At 36.1% G+C, this 16376-nt stretch carries 17 protein-coding genes; 2 read left to right on the top strand and 15 right to left on the bottom strand.

The features are described from left to right. Nucleotides 1-31: 31 nt before the first annotated feature. Genes H9L01_RS05565 through H9L01_RS05555 form a run of 3 tightly spaced genes read right to left on the bottom strand, consistent with a single transcriptional unit; the run spans nt 32 to nt 2230 of the window. A complete protein-coding gene (locus H9L01_RS05565; protein WP_246448923.1) occupies nt 32-298 on the bottom strand; it encodes a rhodanese-like domain-containing protein in 267 nt (88 codons plus the stop codon). Nucleotides 299-315: 17 nt separating this feature from the next. Next, nucleotides 316-1968 (bottom strand): FAD-dependent oxidoreductase, encoded by a 1653-nt coding sequence (locus tag H9L01_RS05560; RefSeq protein WP_187532993.1) that lies wholly within the window; start codon nt 1966-1968, stop codon nt 316-318. Then, entirely contained in the window at nt 1958-2230 is a 273-nt protein-coding gene (locus H9L01_RS05555) for a rhodanese-like domain-containing protein (RefSeq protein WP_187532992.1), read from the bottom strand. Before H9L01_RS05555 ends, H9L01_RS05560 begins: the two co-directional genes overlap by 11 nt. A 198-nt stretch (nt 2231-2428) precedes the next feature. Between H9L01_RS05555 and H9L01_RS05550 the strand changes: the two genes are divergently transcribed. Beyond that, nucleotides 2429-4579, top strand: coding sequence for an N-acetylmuramoyl-L-alanine amidase-like domain-containing protein (locus tag H9L01_RS05550; protein WP_187532991.1), 2151 nt, complete (start codon nt 2429-2431; stop codon nt 4577-4579). Nucleotides 4580-4651: 72 nt separating this feature from the next. On the opposite strand, the gene H9L01_RS05545 is transcribed toward H9L01_RS05550, so the two are convergent. From H9L01_RS05545 to H9L01_RS05515, 7 genes are all read right to left on the bottom strand, one after another. After that, a complete protein-coding gene (locus H9L01_RS05545; protein ID WP_187532990.1) occupies nt 4652-5179 on the bottom strand; it encodes a GrpB family protein in 528 nt (175 codons plus the stop codon). 107 nt (nt 5180-5286) lie between these two features. Further along, a complete protein-coding gene (locus tag H9L01_RS05540; RefSeq protein WP_187532989.1) occupies nt 5287-6003 on the bottom strand; it encodes a hypothetical protein in 717 nt (238 codons plus the stop codon). Nucleotides 6004-6081: 78 nt separating this feature from the next. Further along, nucleotides 6082-7095 carry a tRNA dihydrouridine synthase gene (locus H9L01_RS05535; protein ID WP_187532988.1) on the bottom strand — a complete coding sequence of 338 codons (1014 nt, stop codon included), beginning with the start codon at nt 7093-7095 and terminating at the stop codon, nt 6082-6084. Between the two features lie 103 nt (nt 7096-7198). Beyond that, nucleotides 7199-7660, bottom strand: coding sequence for a PTS sugar transporter subunit IIA (locus H9L01_RS05530; protein WP_187532987.1), 462 nt, complete (start codon nt 7658-7660; stop codon nt 7199-7201). A gap of 16 nt (nt 7661-7676) precedes the next feature. After that, nucleotides 7677-8081 (bottom strand): heme-binding protein, encoded by a 405-nt coding sequence (locus H9L01_RS05525; RefSeq protein ID WP_187532986.1) that lies wholly within the window; start codon nt 8079-8081, stop codon nt 7677-7679. Further along, nucleotides 8082-9671 (bottom strand): PTS transporter subunit EIIC, encoded by a 1590-nt coding sequence (locus H9L01_RS05520; protein ID WP_246448920.1) that lies wholly within the window; start codon nt 9669-9671, stop codon nt 8082-8084. It lies immediately after the preceding gene. Between the two features lie 105 nt (nt 9672-9776). After that, complete coding sequence (locus H9L01_RS05515; protein ID WP_187532985.1) at nt 9777-11042, bottom strand: M20/M25/M40 family metallo-hydrolase; 1266 nt, start codon at nt 11040-11042, stop codon at nt 9777-9779. A gap of 52 nt (nt 11043-11094) precedes the next feature. Between H9L01_RS05515 and H9L01_RS05510 the strand changes: the two genes are divergently transcribed. Continuing rightward, nucleotides 11095-12624 (top strand): BglG family transcription antiterminator, encoded by a 1530-nt coding sequence (locus H9L01_RS05510; protein WP_187532984.1) that lies wholly within the window; start codon nt 11095-11097, stop codon nt 12622-12624. Here the strand turns inward: H9L01_RS05510 and H9L01_RS05505 are convergent. The 5 genes from H9L01_RS05505 to H9L01_RS05485 all read right to left on the bottom strand — a co-directional run bounded on the left by H9L01_RS05505 (nt 12621) and on the right by H9L01_RS05485 (nt 16242). Then, the gene (locus H9L01_RS05505) at nt 12621-13229 is read right to left on the bottom strand and encodes a YitT family protein (RefSeq protein WP_187532983.1); all 609 of its coding nucleotides are present in this window, start codon (nt 13227-13229) and stop codon (nt 12621-12623) included. The two genes, H9L01_RS05510 and H9L01_RS05505, sit on opposite strands and share 4 nt — an antisense overlap. Nucleotides 13230-13232: 3 nt before the next feature. Beyond that, a complete protein-coding gene (locus H9L01_RS05500; protein WP_187532982.1) occupies nt 13233-13946 on the bottom strand; it encodes a ribulose-phosphate 3-epimerase in 714 nt (237 codons plus the stop codon). Nucleotides 13947-13967: 21 nt separating this feature from the next. Then, nucleotides 13968-14726 carry a Cof-type HAD-IIB family hydrolase gene (locus H9L01_RS05495; RefSeq protein WP_187532981.1) on the bottom strand — a complete coding sequence of 253 codons (759 nt, stop codon included), beginning with the start codon at nt 14724-14726 and terminating at the stop codon, nt 13968-13970. Then, a complete protein-coding gene (locus H9L01_RS05490) occupies nt 14716-15837 on the bottom strand; it encodes an iron-containing alcohol dehydrogenase (RefSeq protein ID WP_187532980.1) in 1122 nt (373 codons plus the stop codon). Before H9L01_RS05490 ends, H9L01_RS05495 begins: the two co-directional genes overlap by 11 nt. A gap of 222 nt (nt 15838-16059) precedes the next feature. Next, on the bottom strand, nt 16060-16242 hold the full coding sequence (locus H9L01_RS05485; protein WP_187532979.1) for a hypothetical protein: 183 nt from the start codon (nt 16240-16242) through the stop codon (nt 16060-16062). Nucleotides 16243-16376: the final 134 nt, after the last annotated feature.

Raw genomic sequence — 16376 nt, 5'->3', positions numbered from 1 at the left:
TCACAATATGACCGTTCCACACTTATTAATATTATAAATTTCCTCGGTAGGCACCCATACCTCCCATAACATTCACAACATCATACCCTTGTTGTGATAAATACTGACATACCATATGTGAACGAGAACCTGATTGACAAACGATATGATATGTTTTTTCCTTGGACAATAGGTCAAGTTGGTCAGGCACTGTATTCATAGGTATTCTTTGAGCATCAGGAATTGTACCAAACATGTACTCTTCTGGATCCCTTACATCAATAATATTTAAATTATCGGTACTTCTAATTTCACTCATCAAGATACTACTAAACATTATCGTACAATCCTTTCTGGTTGGGCCACTTCATAGAGAGCATACGATCCATCAAGGTTCTTGACGTTGAAGCCACCTTCTTTAAGAATACGTTCCGCATTATAACTTCTTACAGCACTGTGACAGTATACAATAATCTCTTTATCTTTAGGAAGTGAGTTCATCTCACAGCGAAGATTGTCTAAAACCATATGTATTGATCCTTCGATATAACCTTGATTGCGTTCATTTTCATATCTAACATCAACTACTATCGCTCCATCATTCTGGTAATTCTCTAGCTCATACCATTGAATCGTATCTGTTGTTTTATCTAATATATTTTCAGCAACATAGCCTGCCATATTAACAATGTCTTTTGCTGATCCAAATGGTGGTGCATAAGTAAGTTCTAACTCTTGAAGTTCCGTAACTGGATAACCCGCTTTAATTGCCGTAGCAAGAATGTCAATTCGTTTGTCTACACCTTTTTTACCTACTGCTTGCGCACCTAAAATTAATTCAGTTTTCGGATCAAAGATAACTTTTAAATCGATAGGTGTAGCACCTGGGAAGTATCCTGCGTGATCATTAGAATGAAGATGCATTACTTCATAATCTTTATCTTTTAATTGTCTTTCATTAAGTCCGGTAGAAGCAAATGTTAAATCGAATATCCTAACAATTGCTGTTCCTAGGGATCCTTTATTTTTCTTGTTTTTACCGCTTAAAATATCTGCTAATTGACGTCCTTGGCGATTAGCTGGTGATGCTAAGGGAATCATTGTATCTTCACCTGTTTGAACATTTTTAACGATGATAGCATCACCTACTGCATAAATATCTTCAATTGATGTTTGATACTTTTCATCAACTTTTATCCCTTGACGCATCCCAACCTCGATACCTGCTTCTTGTGCCATTTTAGTTTCTGGAACGACTCCCACAGACATAATTACGATGTTTGCATTAATTTTTGTACCATCTTCTAGGTAAGCAACATCACCATCAAAACGAACAACACTTGTACCCGTATAAACTCTAACATCATTTCTATTCAATTCTCGCTCTGCAAATTTGGCCATTTCTTCATCAAAAGGAGGAAGAACATGTGGAGCTTTTTCAACCACTGAAACAGTAAGCCCTCTAAGTTTTAAGTTTTCAGCCATTTCTAATCCAATGAATCCAGCACCAATTACAACAGCAGATTTTGGTTGTTTCTCATCGATATATTCAACAATTTTGTCAACATCGGGAATGTTACGTAAAGTGAAGATACCCTCACGATTGTTTTTCCCTTCTATATCGAGTTCTACAGGTTTCGCTCCCGGTGATAAAATAAGTGAATCATAAGATACTTCTTCTACTTTATCTTCCCATTTTACACTCACAGTTTTTCGATCAGAATGAATTGCAACTACTTCACTGTTTACGCGAATATCAAGTTGGAAACGATCTTGTAGCATACTTTGTTGTGCGACAATCAAATCAGAACGGTTCTCAATTTCCCCGGAAACATAATACGGTAGCCCACAGTTTGCGAAAGAAACATAAGGACCTTTCTCGATTACAATTATATGATCATTTTGATTGAGTCGACGATACCGAGTCGCAAAGCTCATCCCACCTGCAACACCACCAACAACAACCACTCGTTTTGGATTATTTCCCATATGTCATCATACCTCCCTTAATGTTTACTGCATCAATTCCTTTACGTCTTAAATATTTTGCAGCACGTTTACTACGCGCTCCACTCGCACAAACAACATAAACTCTGTCAATTGTTTGAAAATCTTCAATTTTGGATAAAGGAATATTTTTAGTTCCTTTTGCATGCCCTTGTTTATATTCATGCGTCTCTCTTACATCAATTATCTTAGCATTTTTGTCAATATCTGACCAAGTTACAGTTGGTACTTTATTAAATAGCATAATGTCTCCTCTTCATATCTGATATTGGTATACCCCCATAGGTATAATGCTTTCAATAATAATGCTTTCTGGTGTTACTCACTTAACATTTCTAATTAAATATTATTTCATCTTCAGTTATGAAAATGTGAAATATTGTTGCTTTATGCATCACTCATGTGGTAATTTATATTATGTAAGCGAATACAGGAGGAAAGTATGAAGAAATTTATCATTACAGTATTAACACTCGCTATCTGCATCAGTCCGTTTACAACTCAGGTACAGGCTGATGAAAATGAAGGTCCAGTTATTCAACTAACGGAACCCTCAAAGAAAATTATGAAAGATGTTTTTGCTCTTTTAAAGGAAAATAACTCGAAAACAGAATCAGAAAAAATTGATTTATTGAGTGCTTATTTCCTTGATACACCTTATGTTGCGAACCGTCTCGTTGGTTCACCTACTGAGCCAGAACAGCTTGTCATTGCTCTTAGTGAACTTGATTGTTTTACATTCCTTGATTACATCGAGTCATTCAAACGTTCCCAAAACGAGGAAGAATTCATCAAAAACCTCGAAAAAGTTCGTTATATTGACAGTAAAGTAGAATATTACCACCGTAAACATTTCTATTCAGATTGGTATTCAGAAAATGAAAAAGTAGCGGAAGATCTTCTTACACGACCAGAATTTTCAGAATTCGTACAAACGGATGTCGTGAATTTAAATGAAGGAGCAAATGGCGCTTATATTCCTAACCTAGACTACAGATCACGTGACATTAATTATATCCCTCGTGACAAAGTCGTTAATGTTCTCCCAAAACTAAAAACTGGCGATTATATTGGAATCCGTAAAAACATTGCAGGTCTTGATGTAACTCATACTGGTATTGTAATTGTTAAAGAAGACGGTGTATACATGCGCCATGCTTCATCATCTAAATCAGCAATGAAAGTTGTAGATCAAAAGATTACTGATTACTTAGATATCAATACATCGGTTATAGGACTTCTATTCTTTAGATCCAATGCTACAATGCAACCAATTCAAGGAACACTCAATATCGAGTATGTTGATGAATCAGGAAATAACGTACGTCCTACTGAAACTATGAAAAAGACATACGGGGAAGCCTATGAAGTTGCTGCTCCAAATCTACCAGGATATACATATCTTACTGCTAAAAATAATAAAGGAACTGTAGGCGACACAACAACTGTCACATTTACATATCGTTATGTTTCTGAAGAATATGAAATTCAATTCAATGACACATCGAAGAAGATGATGGAAGATGTATTCACACTTCTTAAAAAGAATAACTTAAAGAGTGACGAGGAAAAACTTGATATTATCTCATCTTATTTCCTAGATACACCGTATGTTGCAAATCGTCTTGTAGGTTCTACAACAGACCCGGAACAACTTGTTATTGCCCTCAACGAGCTTGATTGCTTTACATACTTAGATTATGTAGAATCATTCAAACAATCTCATACTCAGGAAGAGTTTATCAACAATCTAAAGCGTGTACGTTATCGTGAAGCAAAAGTTGAATATCTCCACAGAAAACACTTCTACTCTGATTGGTACTCTGAGTCACAAATCGTTGCAACAGATCTTCTAACAAACCCAGAATATGCTAGCATTATTAAAACTGATTCCGTTGATTTAAATCAAGGCGCTAACGGAGTATATATTCCAGGACTAGCAGTAAGAAATCGTGATATAAACTTTATTCCACGAAACAATGTTACTGAAGATGTTCTCAAGACATTCAAAACTGGAGATTATGTTGGAATTCGCAAAAATATTGCAGGACTTGATGTAACTCATACCGGAATTATTATTCAAAAAGAAGATGGTACTTATATGAGACACGCATCTTCATCAAAATCAGCTATGAAAGTTGTTGACCAAAAACTTACTGACTATCTTGATATTAATACTTCAGTAGCTGGGCTCCTATTCTTCAGATCAAATTCAGAGTTTAAACCATTTATGAGTACAATTACAACGAAATTTGTAGATGAACAAGGACTTGAAATCAAAACATCTGAAAATATGGATGTTAAATTGATGGATTCATATAAGGTTGAAGCGCCTCTAATTGATGGATACACCCTTATAGGTAATAAAGATGTAACAGGAACGATTGAATCTGATAATCTTGAAGTCATGTTCACATATAAAAAGAATGAAAAAGAAGTACCTGGAACACAAAATCCAGATGAAGGCAAAACACCTTCAGAAAAACTTCCTTCAACAGGTGTTGACGCAAAACAAACAATCTTAATCTCAATGATTCTTATTGTTTCAGGATTTGCTATTGTAACGATTAATAAACTTAGAAAAGAAAACTAATAATTAACCAAAAATGAGCTACACGATTAAATCGTATAGCTCATTTTTAGTACTCATAAATAATAGTATCAACTATTTATTTCGAATTTCGTGATAGTACCATACGAGTGCATCATGCTCGATTCGCTTTACAAGAGAATCTTTACCATCACCGTATGAATCTATATCTTTAGGATTAGAAATCGCTAGTTTTTTCTTGAGCTCACCGTATTCATCCCGATCTTCAGTATGGCATCTTAGGTAGTCCCTAAAAATTAAATGTCTTTCAATATCAAACAGATTACTGACATGAAATGCATGAATATGATGTGTACGATTATCGCCACCCTTGCGATAGTAACGGCGACCTGGCATCCCAAACTCACCCATTACTTCATAGTCTAACAGCTCAAATTTATCAGCAATCGTGTCGAGATTCTCTAAACTTGTAACGACAAGCAACATATCAATGACTGGTTTAGCACTGAGACCAGGAACCGACGTGCTTCCAATATGATAAATTTGTACGAGATTATCCCCTACAATTTCTCGAATCTTACGTGACTCGTTGGTATAGTTTTTAACCCAAGCTTCATTATATGCTTCAACTATAACGTTCATAACTTCCTCCTTAGTGATATGTCTCTGAATTAAAGATTATCTTCAATTCGATTACATCATTATATACTAATTAATTTGGCCCTCGCAATAGCTCTACATGCAATTTCTTAGAATAGCTTTAGTTGTTCATGTGTTTTTAAGTTAAAAGAACTTCTTGCTTCTATAATTTGGATTTCTGTTCTCATCAGTTCGTTAAATTTCTTGTTGAGTATCTCATATTTAATCTGATTGAGGTCTATCAGATTAGAATTATTCTTTGCTTTTATAATATTAGCTTTTTCTTCTTTTGTTAATATTTCGCTTTGATAACTTTCAATCACCATTACAAGATCATTTAATGTTTTCAAATCTGAATTCATCATTTTTCCACCATATACGTAGAAAAGTTTGACGGGTTTATCATTAAGCAACATCTGAATTGTATTCCTAAGTGTACCTGAACTCACTTGGAGCGCTCCGTACCGATTCAGGAATATGGGGTTTAATATTGATATGCCCCAGGTTGTTTCATTTGCCATGACACGATCCTTGACCATCTGTTTATCTTGTGAGCTTAAGTCTGAGCTTACTTGAGTCGTTCGAATTTCCCAATTTGGGTAAATTGGCACACGGGGTTTATCCTTAATTGTAAAAACTGTGACTTTTGATTTTGGGTTGTGTTGCATTAGGTAATTCAAAACTTCTGAATCCACACCTTTTTCTGAATCTCCTATCAAAATATCAAAGTTTTTTGACACAAGTGTATCTAAAGTTTTAAGTATACTTTCTGTTAGTTTAAGCTGATTTCTTGAACCTGATATAAATACTTTGCCGTTTTGTGTCATCATCATACCTCGTCAATAGTTTATATCTAGTATTATACTATGGTCCTGTTCTAGTGACAAAAAAAAGTCTGATTCACATTAAAGTGAGTTAGACTTCATATTTCCATTTTCATCAATATCTAAGACATCCAAATTTTCTGAAATAAACGAATCTAAAACATCTCTAACTTCTTCTGTAGATTTCGTTTCCATCAAGCGAACACGAAGATCACTTGCTCCCTTGAAATCACGAATATAGATTTTAAAGAATCGTTGTAAAGGTTTGAAGATGCTTGGTTCTTTTCCAGAATAATAGTCAAACTGGTCAAGGTGGTATTTAAAGAGTTCGAGATGTTCAAGGGGTGAATGATACATTTCTTCCTTTTCAAATGCATAGGGATTATGGAAGATTCCGCGACCAATCATCACACCATCAACACCATATTTATCTGCAAGTTCTTTACCCACTTTGTAATCCGCAATATCTCCATTTATTGTAATCAGTGTTTGTGGTGCGATTTCATCTCTTAATTTTAGGATTTCAGGAATAAGTTCCCAATGAGCATCTACCTTACTCATTTCTGTTTTAGTTCTGAGGTGAATTGAGAGGTTCGCTATATCTTGACGAAGAAGATGGCCTAACCATTCTTTCCATTCACTAACATGACGATGACCCAATCGTGTTTTAACACTCACAGGCAATCCGCCAGCCTTAGCAGCTTGAATCAGTTCAGCAGCAACATCAGGTCGTAAAATTAATCCCGACCCACGTCCATGCTTAAAAACGTTCGGTGCAGGGCATCCCATATTTAGGTCAACACCTTTAAATCCCATTTCAGCCATACCAATACTCATTTGTCTAAAGTACTCTGGATTGTCTCCCCAAATATGAGCAACTATAGGCTGTTCATCTTCGGTAAATGTTAATCGACCACGAAGGCTTTCTTTCGCAACACTATGACAGTAGCTTTCACTATTCGTAAATTCGGTAAAAAACACGTCGGGCTTGGCTGCATTTGCCACGACATGTCTAAATACAACATCAGTTACATCTTCCATTGGTGCCAGTATAAAAAAAGGCTTTGGTAAATCATTCCAAAAATTATTCGTCATCTCAATTCCTCGCATTACTTTTATCTTTGTCTATTGTACACTATTCTCAAAAAAGGATAAACCAAAATACTTGTTTATCCTTCTGAAGTTACTTTTAAATTTTTTACTTAATTTTCAAATCTAATTTATCACCTTCGGAAACACTATTTCCTACGCCACTTAAACTAAACGATGTATTTTCAGTAAAGACGACTGGAGTCACAAGATTAATATTATTTTTCTTAAATGTATCTACATCAAGTGATACGAGTTTATCTCCGGCATTTACATGTTCGCCAACACTACAGTGAACTGTAAAACCTTCTCCTTCAAGTGCTACCGTATCCAAACCAATGTCAACAAGGATTTCGATTCCTTTGTTGGTTTTGATACCTAGGGCATGTTTTGTAGGAAATATCATGGTAATGTCACCATCAGTAGGTGCATAAATTGCATCTCCTACAACTTCAATAGCATAACCATCACCCATCATTTTTTGGGAGAATACGGGATCTGGTACATTTTCTATTTCTATTAGGCGTCCTTTTGCATGTGCACACCATTTATCTTTTTTAAATCCAAACACGTTATTGCCTCCATTTTTATTTCAATGATTCAAAATACGCTTTAGCTTCAATTGCAATTTCATGATCTTCTTGTGGTGTTTTACCTGTAATGGTGACAACACCGCACATTAATCCTTGGGAGTCGATGATTGCTACTGAACCCGGTGTTAGGGTGTACTCTGATGGCTCTAAACCATATTTTTTGTAAAACGCATTTTCATCATTTTTATTTTTTTCTGAGACATCTTGAGAGTTGAGTTGAAAGCGAAGTACTGTATTTCGCTTTCTTGAGAGCCAACTCAACTTATCTTTAGCCAAAGTTACTGGACAGTACATGGATACACAGTGATTTAAACTGTACAGTTCGAATGCAATTTCCTCTGCGATTGCTTTTTCCAACAACCATTTTGAAAGTGCATTAATTGTTTCTGAGTTCCACATCTAATCAATACCTAAGAGATCTTTCACTTTAGTCGTAATTGATTGGACTTGGACACCATAAATAATTTGATAACTTTTTTCACCACGAACAACTCCCATCGCATTGAGATGTTGATTCCATGTTTCATCATCTACAACCAAGCTATCATCTGAAACTTTCACACGAAGTCGTGTTGCACAGCATGTGACACTTTCAATATTTTCAGGACCACCGAAAGCTTCAATAATTCTTTGTTCTAGAGAATCTTCAATCTCAAGTCCTTCTTTACGTTCCTTGTATTCTTTTTTACTCATTAATTTCATTTCAGAATCACCACGTCCAGGTGTCTTAAGGTTCCATTTTAAGATAGCTCCTTTAAACACGAAGTAGTAGACACCAAATGTCATTGGCAATAAGAAGATGAGGCTCATTGCATGTACTTTTTGAGGTTGTAGAATATTTGGAATCATAAATAACAGTGCGTTACCATTGATAGAAATTTTGAATATTTCCGCAATGACATACATTAATCCACAGAGTGGTGCATAGATTAAGAAGTATAATTGAGGCGCTAAGAATAAGAATGTATATTCAATAGGTTCTGAAATTCCAACTAAGACAAGTGTAAATACTGCTGGAATAAGAAGTGATGCCACTTTTTTTCTATTTTCTGGTTTAGCACAGCGGTACATAGCAAATGCTGCACCTGGTAATCCAGCAAGTTGGAATAAAACACGTCCTGTTGTAAAGTTGCGAGTAATATATCCTAGTGCGTCGGCACTTGCAGCTTGACCGTTAATAATATTACGAACACCTTCATAGACGACACCATCAATCATCATGGTTCCACCAACTGATGAATATTCAATTGGGAATGCGATTAGGTGGTGAATACCAAATGGTAGAAGCATTTTATCTAAAGTACCAAAGACAAAGGTACCAAAGAGGCCAGCATTGGAAATGAATCCAGTTATGGCCGCAAGAGCTTGGGCTACAAATGGCCAGACATAGTAGAAGACAAATGCCATTGGTACTGAAAGCACCGTAACCATGATGATAACCATTTTTGTTCCTGCAAAGAATCCGAACATGGCAGGTAACTGAGTATCAACGAATTTGTTATGAATCCATGAAGCAGATAATCCGGCGATGATCCCGGAGAAAATACCCATGTTGTAGTTAAAAATTCCTAACGATGTTCCCCATAAATTATTGAACGTTAATGCTGCTTCAGGAGTATACCCTGAGGCAGTTAAAGCTTCGATAGTTGTAGTTGTAGCATTCCAACCATGGAAACCTGCCATACTTTCAAGTCCACGAATGAAACACATGTACATTACAATCCCTGCAAACGCTGCCCAGCCTTTTTCTTTTTTAGCTAAAGCAAACGCAATACCAACTGCAAACCAAACTTGAAGATTATTCATGAACATGAATCCTAAGTTTGTAAACATGGCAAACATATTTGAGAAGAATGACCCCTCAGGTAGAATATAGTTCGTAAATGCACTCCCTATCCCTACATAAAAACCAACTAAAACAAGTAAGATAATTGGAACCATCATGGCTCCGGAAAATGTTTGGAGTTTTCCTTGTATTTTTTTCAACATACTTTTACTTCCCTTCGTAATTAAAGTTTACTTAACTACAAGCGCTTTCACAAGTTTCAAGTAGACATGGTTATTACCCAATCATTGTGGCAAAAAATAACTATTTTATTGTGAAGAACTCAATGTTTTTAGCGATTCAATGTAAATATCAGTAGCTTTCATTAAAGAGGCTACAGGCATTTTTTCGTTTGGCATGTGTGGTTGGGGATCTTCACCTTCAAATGTCGCTCCGAAGGCAACACCTGCACTCATAACGCGTGCATAGCTTGCGCCACCCTTCGTAATACAATGTGCTTCCTCATGCATTACTGTTTGGTAGGCATCCTTAAGTGCTTTTATTAAGGGATGATCTGATGCAACGTATAGCGGTTTTCTGCTTTTTAAAGGCATAACCTCAAATTGGTAAGATTCTCCTAGTTTTATAAGTTGATTGATAATGATCTCTTCTGAGGTTGAAATCGGATAGCGAATATCAAGATCCAAGACTGTATCATCATCTTGGCTGTTTAGGGATAAGATACAAACGTTACAATTTCCCATCTCTTCGTGAAATGAATCGATACCCAAGCCTTTACCATGATAATCCGGTTGAATAAGATCATGAATTGTACGTAATACTAAACTGCCTCCGAATCCATATTGATTGATCCAATTAAAGATGGCATGGTCTGATCGTTGAGGATTACGAGATAAGACTTTATTACTCTTTGTTCGCAATCCATTAATAGTTATATCACTACAGTTGTATGAAAATTGAACCTCTGATTTTGCTTTAAAATCTGGTTCTTTAGGGAAAATAAGCCTTAGATGAATCATCCCCATTTCCCCATTCACAATTGGAAAATTTCCGTCAGGAGAAAATCCCATAACTGGCTGAGGATGGTGTTCAAAGTAATGGGTCATACATTCCCAAGTTGTTTCTTCTGCACCCCCAGCTATGACGCGAATTGGCAGGTTCATTTCACTTGTTTCATAAACAGCACGAGCTGCCCAAAGTGCCGCGATGAGAGGTCCTTTATCATCATTGACGCCTCTTCCATATAGCATGCCATTTCTTCTATCAAGATGAAATGGGTCACTGTGCCATAAATTTAGGTCGCCTGCCTCCACAACATCCAAGTGTCCCAACACGCCAATATGTTCATTATTCTCAGGACCTATTTCCGCATAAACTGCATAGCCATCAACATCGCCAACTCGAAAGCCCCATCCTTTCGCAATAGATGTAAAACAATCCATTGCTCTGCGAATTCCTTTACCAAATGGAGCATTTTCCTCACGTGTCTCTAAGTCACGTACTGAATTAATCGATACAAGTTTTGCTGTAGCACACAGAATATTTTCCTCTTTTTTATCAATGTTAAATTTCATACTGTAGTCCCTTTCATTTTCTATGATACAATACTGCCAAGGAGTGAACATCATGAAACAATCCAGACAGTTACAAATTATTCGTTATTTATTAAAATCAAATCAATTTCGTACAATTCAGGATATTGCCAATCACCTCAATGTTTCCAATCGTACCATTCGTCACGATCTCGATGCTCTTAGCCCCATACTTCAAGAGTGCAATCTAACTCTCATTAAGAAAACAGGTTCTGGCGTTATGATTGAAGGAACCCCTCAAGCAAAACTTACCCTTGAATCACAAATCAAGTATCAACATAATTCTCATCAAGCCCTAGCACCTCGTGATCGTCAAATCTATATTTCTTTAAGAATATTGTCTGATGAAGGGGTGCGTATCCTTGACTTAATGGATGAACTCTACGTCTCTCGTGCAACCATTCAAAAAGATATTAGTGAAATTAAAGACACTGCTCATTCTTTTCAGATTTCTTTAGAACGAAAAGGCAAGCAAGGTCTATGGTTTGAAGGTAAGGAACGAAAAATACGAAACTATATGTTTGACCAAATGATTCAAAGTAGTACTTTTCCAATCTTCGAGTCCTATATTCATAATATCAATCAAACGTGTGATGGTCGATTCATATTCCCTGGACTTGATTTAACAGATGATGAGATTCAAGCCGGTTTCAAGACTATCTTAACCATTGGGAATGCGACACTTCAAAACTATACTGTTAATAATCTCAGTCACTTATTAGTTCGTGTTCTTATCGTCTGTATACGATCTAATCTTGGTTATTCAGCCAATCTCTCAGATATATTTATCACAGAACTCAAAGCATATCCCGAAGCCTATGAGATCAGTCAATTCTTACTCCAAGAACAAGATTTCTTTGAAACATTAGTGTGCGATCCAATGGATGTGTATTATCTGCAAATATACGTTGTTGCTTACCAACAAGTTACGACACTTTCTTCAGACAATACCGGTCACATTGATGAGTTCGTTGCGTATCTCATAAACTACTGGAACCATCATTCCTCTGTCAATTTATCACAAGATGACAAACTCATTGAAGATTTAAGACGTCATATGAATACAGTAGATATACGCATCAACTATGGGATTCCAATTCGTAATCCTCTCCTTCATGAAATCGATGCCTATTACTCTAATACGTATCAACTCCTTCAAGATAGTATTCGTGATTCAGATTTAGAATATTGGCAAAACCTCTCTAAAGACGAGCTTGGTTTCATTACACTTTACCTTGCGGGTGCTCTCGAACGTCAAAAGAAATCCCTCAACACGTTGCTTGTAACAGAAATAAGTCGTAGCGCTCAGTCAGTTCTTATCCAAAGAGTTACATTCAATATTCCCGAAATTAAGTTGGAATCCAGTATCACAACTCATGAACTCAAAGAATTTGATTTATCACCATTCGACTGCATTCTTTCGACAAGTACCATCGATTTAAATCTACCAATACCTGTTATTCAAATAGGAAACATCATTAGCGATGATGATTTACTGCGCTTAAAGAAATTAATTACACCCCTGTTTAAAACTAAAAATTCACCAAAAAGAGAGCTTGATTAGGCTCTCTTTTGTGTAAAGTATTGAATTGTTTGCGTGATGACAAACAATGAAACAAGACTGAATAAGCCCAACATAATATTTTTATGTAGAATACTTGTTGCTGCGATTATCATGCCATCGAGTACTAAAATGATGTGCGATAACTTCAAATCTTTAAAAACATGTTGAATCAGTAAGGCAACCACATCTGTTCCGCCTGTCGCACATTTTGCTGACAAAGCTAACGAGATTGATCCCCCAATTAAGAGACCACCCAGACCTGCACTTACTAATAATTCTAAATAGGGATGGATCTTGGTAAGAGGTTGTGTCAGCCAGATTACTGGAATAACTTTCATGAATAATGGCGTAAGGAATGTAATAATGATTGTTTTCATCCCGAATCCTTTACCCAATACGAGTGTTGAAATAATTAACATTGGAACTGAGATGAGAAGTGTCATTAATGACACTTCAATCCCTGTCACCGAGCCAATGACTAACGCAAGACCTGTAAGTCCTCCGGGTGCAAGACCGTCATGAAGAAAGAAGAAATTAACTGCACAGGCTGTTAGTATTGAACTTAAAACGATTTTACCATACGTTGATATTTTTGCGTGATTCATAAATTACAGATTGTATTTTTCAGCTGCAGCATCGATTGCTTCACGACATTTACGTACCCCTGCTGCTGGTCCATTTTCATCTTTGAAAATAGCCGATGATAAAACGATAACATCTGGATTTTGTTCAATTAATAAATCCATGTTGTCAGCGCGTAATCCACCATCAATTGCAAGTTCACAATCAGGATTTTTTTCATCAATCATGACTCGTGCGCGTTTCACGAGGTCAACAACACTCTTTCTCCAACCCCAGTTATCTTTACCATCAGTTTCGTCAACACCATGTGTTACTATGTGAAGACGATCAATATCGTAGATTGATTCTTCTACAAAGCAAAGTGGTGTGTAGCAACCTAATGTTAAACCAACTTTTAAATCCATTTCACGACACCAGTTAATGATATATGCAAGTTGCGCACCAATGAAATGTTCAGCAGGAATAATTAACATTTGAGCTCCTGCTTCCGCAATTTGTTCGATGAACATTCTGTCCATACTTTCTGTATAGATATGACATTCGATTGGACATTCTGTTTCTGGACGAATCCCTGCAATGATTTGATGTCCTCCCATAAGTTTCATATTTTGTAAGTCATGCATATCTGCTGCATCAGAATGGATGTAATCCACTCCTGCATCACTGACTTCTTTGACGATATCTGCAATTCTTCCGTAATTAACATGAGCTAATCCTGCTGCAATTTTAATGTGTTTCATATTTTTTCTCCTTTTAATTTTCTATAATGTTTCGAGGTATTTTCCAACACCATCCTGATCATTAGATGATGTAATTACATGTGCCATACTTAATAATTGTTTATGGCTATTTTTCATGGCAACTGCTATATCCGATGCTTCAAAAAGGGAGATATCATTCATATCATTTCCGATACCAATGATGATGTCATTTTCTTGACGCACCTTCTTAACAGCTGATCCTTTGTTGATTCCTTTAGGCGTAATTTCACAACCTAAGTTTTCGTAGAAAGCAATGGAACATTCCAAGTTTTGTTTCATTAAGTTATCCTTCATGTGTGCATACTGATTCTTTTCAAGAATTAATACTTTAAGTATACAATCATTTTGGTACTCAATAAGTGGTTTTTCTTCCATGCTATAAGTTTTTAATTCATCGCGATAGGCAAAGGAATCAATAACTGGTAGTTTATTGGAATAGAGCGTTGTGCGTGATTTTAAGATTATGATTGATTCTGGACTCATTAGTTTAAGAATATCTTCGAGTATTTGAGGATTGAAGGAATCTTCAATGTTCGATTCAATCATACATCCATTATAACTAATAGTCTTGATTCGTTCATCAATCATATTCGCGATTTTTTGTGCGAAACAATACGGACGTCCACTACATATCCAAATTTCTATATTACGATTTATTGCTTTCTCTATCTCTTGCTTGGTAAAGAAAGAGACGGATCCTTCGGAATTTAATAATGTGCCATCTAAATCAATAAATACTCGCTTTTGACTAGGATTCATTGAGTATCTTTACAAAGTATTCTTTGTTTCCAAAAGGAAGATGATCTAACGCTGGATGAGATGTGATTTGTTCACGTTGATTTGGTTGGGTAATAAAATCATCAAGAGAGCGTGTCAGACCAATTTCCACTAAGAAATCTCTGACTAGTGCTTCGAGGTCTTCAGCATGCTTGCCACTGCCGAACAATTGTGCAATAACCTCAAATTGATTGGGAAACATGTCCATGCCGTATTTGATGAATGCTGGATAGACACATGCAAGTGCCTCTCCATGAACTGCTCCGGTTATACCACCGATGATTTCGGAAAGTGGATGAGGTGTTGATGCTCCCGCATTTGCAAGGGCACGGCCTCCAAGGGAGTCTGCCACCGATAATTCTGTTCTTAAGCTAATTGATGTGGGATCATCAAGAACTTTAGGTAATGCGTTTAAGACACGTTTCATTGCTTCAATTGAATCATGACGTGTAAAGTCGTTAGCACGTGGACTCACATAGCTTTCAAAAGCATGCGTGAAAGTATCAAAAGCAGTAGCAGCTGTCATTCTTTTAGGTAAAGTAGTTGTTAGTTCAGGATCAATAATAGCTTCTTGGGAGAATAAATCCTGATGAAATAGCGTTAACTTATCCGAACCAAAAGATAATACTGCTGCTTGCGTTACATGTGATCCAGTACCTGATGTGGTTGGTATTGCAACAATTGGAAATGGGTTATCCAATGGCTCATATTCTGGAACTGGTGATCCAAAGTTTTCAAAAATTGTATCCCAGGATAATTCTGGATGTGCTGATTTAAATACGAATGCCTTAGCAGTATCAATAGCACTTCCACCTCCAACTACAACGACAACATCAATGTCTGTATCTTCAACAAGTTTTAAAACTTCTTCAACAGAATCAACAGTCGGATTTGGTACAACACCCGTAAAGTGTGTCACAACAATTCCTGATTCATCTAATTTACTTTTTACTCTTGTATATAAAGGTTGTAGTGGCTCATCAGCACTCGAAATAAGCAGTGCTTTATTGCCATATTTTTTTGTAATTTCACCGATACATTCTGTCTTTTTAGGACCAAAATGAATCTGCGTTGGTTGATAATAGCGAGTCATAAATATCTCCTTCCTACTGCTATTATATATCCAGATTGGATCGAACTCTAATCTCTAATAGGTCAATAAGAAACCATATCAATGTGGCAAGTTATAACTATAAGAGTCTTAGGGATACATAAAAAATCGAAGGTCATAATTGAGCCTTCGATAACCAAGTTTATTATTACTTATTCAATTTCACTAGAGCAGATATTAATATGAAACTGTCCAAAAAAAATGTTATAGATTGTATTTTTTACGAATACTCGAAAAAGTTTCTTCAACTGAAGTCCCTTCTCCATCTATCATCTCTCTGTATCCCTTCTCTAATTCCATACTTAATGCATCCTGAGTAAGATATTTTATATCTAGGCAATCATTATCCAGTCTATCTTTCTCATTAGTATTATCATTTCTGTTCATCTTTTGTTCCCACCTTTGCTAAATAAACTATATCAAAAGTATATACAATAGCAATACATTAATGAATAAATAGTTTCCTTAGATTAGAACAAGTACATGCCAACCTCAAGTTAACTTTTGGCTTCTATTGAAAA

The sequence above is a fragment of the Erysipelothrix inopinata genome, from assembly GCF_014396165.1.
GTDB classification, from domain to species: Bacteria; Bacillota_I; Bacilli_A; order Erysipelotrichales; family Erysipelotrichaceae; genus Erysipelothrix; species Erysipelothrix inopinata.
The sequence above is the reverse complement of the archived record's forward strand: the minus strand, read 5'-3'. Positions and strand labels throughout refer to the sequence as shown.

What these genes read in the sequence shown, in the direction of transcription:
- H9L01_RS05495 (WP_187532981.1), bottom strand. Translation starts at nt 14,726, where the DNA reads ATGAATCCTAGTCAAAAGCGAGTATTTATTGATTTAGATGGCACATTA.
- H9L01_RS05525 (WP_187532986.1), bottom strand. Translation starts at nt 8,081, where the DNA reads ATGTGGAACTCAGAAACAATTAATGCACTTTCAAAATGGTTGTTGGAA.
- H9L01_RS05485 (WP_187532979.1), bottom strand. Translation starts at nt 16,242, where the DNA reads ATGAACAGAAATGATAATACTAATGAGAAAGATAGACTGGATAATGAT.
- H9L01_RS05520 (WP_246448920.1), bottom strand. Translation starts at nt 9,671, where the DNA reads ATGTTGAAAAAAATACAAGGAAAACTCCAAACATTTTCCGGAGCCATG.
- H9L01_RS05565 (WP_246448923.1), bottom strand. Translation starts at nt 298, where the DNA reads ATGAGTGAAATTAGAAGTACCGATAATTTAAATATTATTGATGTAAGG.
- H9L01_RS05540 (WP_187532989.1), bottom strand. Translation starts at nt 6,003, where the DNA reads ATGACACAAAACGGCAAAGTATTTATATCAGGTTCAAGAAATCAGCTT.
- H9L01_RS05510 (WP_187532984.1), top strand. Translation starts at nt 11,095, where the DNA reads ATGAAACAATCCAGACAGTTACAAATTATTCGTTATTTATTAAAATCA.
- H9L01_RS05555 (WP_187532992.1), bottom strand. Translation starts at nt 2,230, where the DNA reads ATGCTATTTAATAAAGTACCAACTGTAACTTGGTCAGATATTGACAAA.
- H9L01_RS05560 (WP_187532993.1), bottom strand. Translation starts at nt 1,968, where the DNA reads ATGGGAAATAATCCAAAACGAGTGGTTGTTGTTGGTGGTGTTGCAGGT.
- H9L01_RS05490 (WP_187532980.1), bottom strand. Translation starts at nt 15,837, where the DNA reads ATGACTCGCTATTATCAACCAACGCAGATTCATTTTGGTCCTAAAAAG.
- H9L01_RS05515 (WP_187532985.1), bottom strand. Translation starts at nt 11,042, where the DNA reads ATGAAATTTAACATTGATAAAAAAGAGGAAAATATTCTGTGTGCTACA.
- H9L01_RS05535 (WP_187532988.1), bottom strand. Translation starts at nt 7,095, where the DNA reads ATGACGAATAATTTTTGGAATGATTTACCAAAGCCTTTTTTTATACTG.
- H9L01_RS05545 (WP_187532990.1), bottom strand. Translation starts at nt 5,179, where the DNA reads ATGAACGTTATAGTTGAAGCATATAATGAAGCTTGGGTTAAAAACTAT.
- H9L01_RS05505 (WP_187532983.1), bottom strand. Translation starts at nt 13,229, where the DNA reads ATGAATCACGCAAAAATATCAACGTATGGTAAAATCGTTTTAAGTTCA.
- H9L01_RS05550 (WP_187532991.1), top strand. Translation starts at nt 2,429, where the DNA reads ATGAAGAAATTTATCATTACAGTATTAACACTCGCTATCTGCATCAGT.
- H9L01_RS05500 (WP_187532982.1), bottom strand. Translation starts at nt 13,946, where the DNA reads ATGAAACACATTAAAATTGCAGCAGGATTAGCTCATGTTAATTACGGA.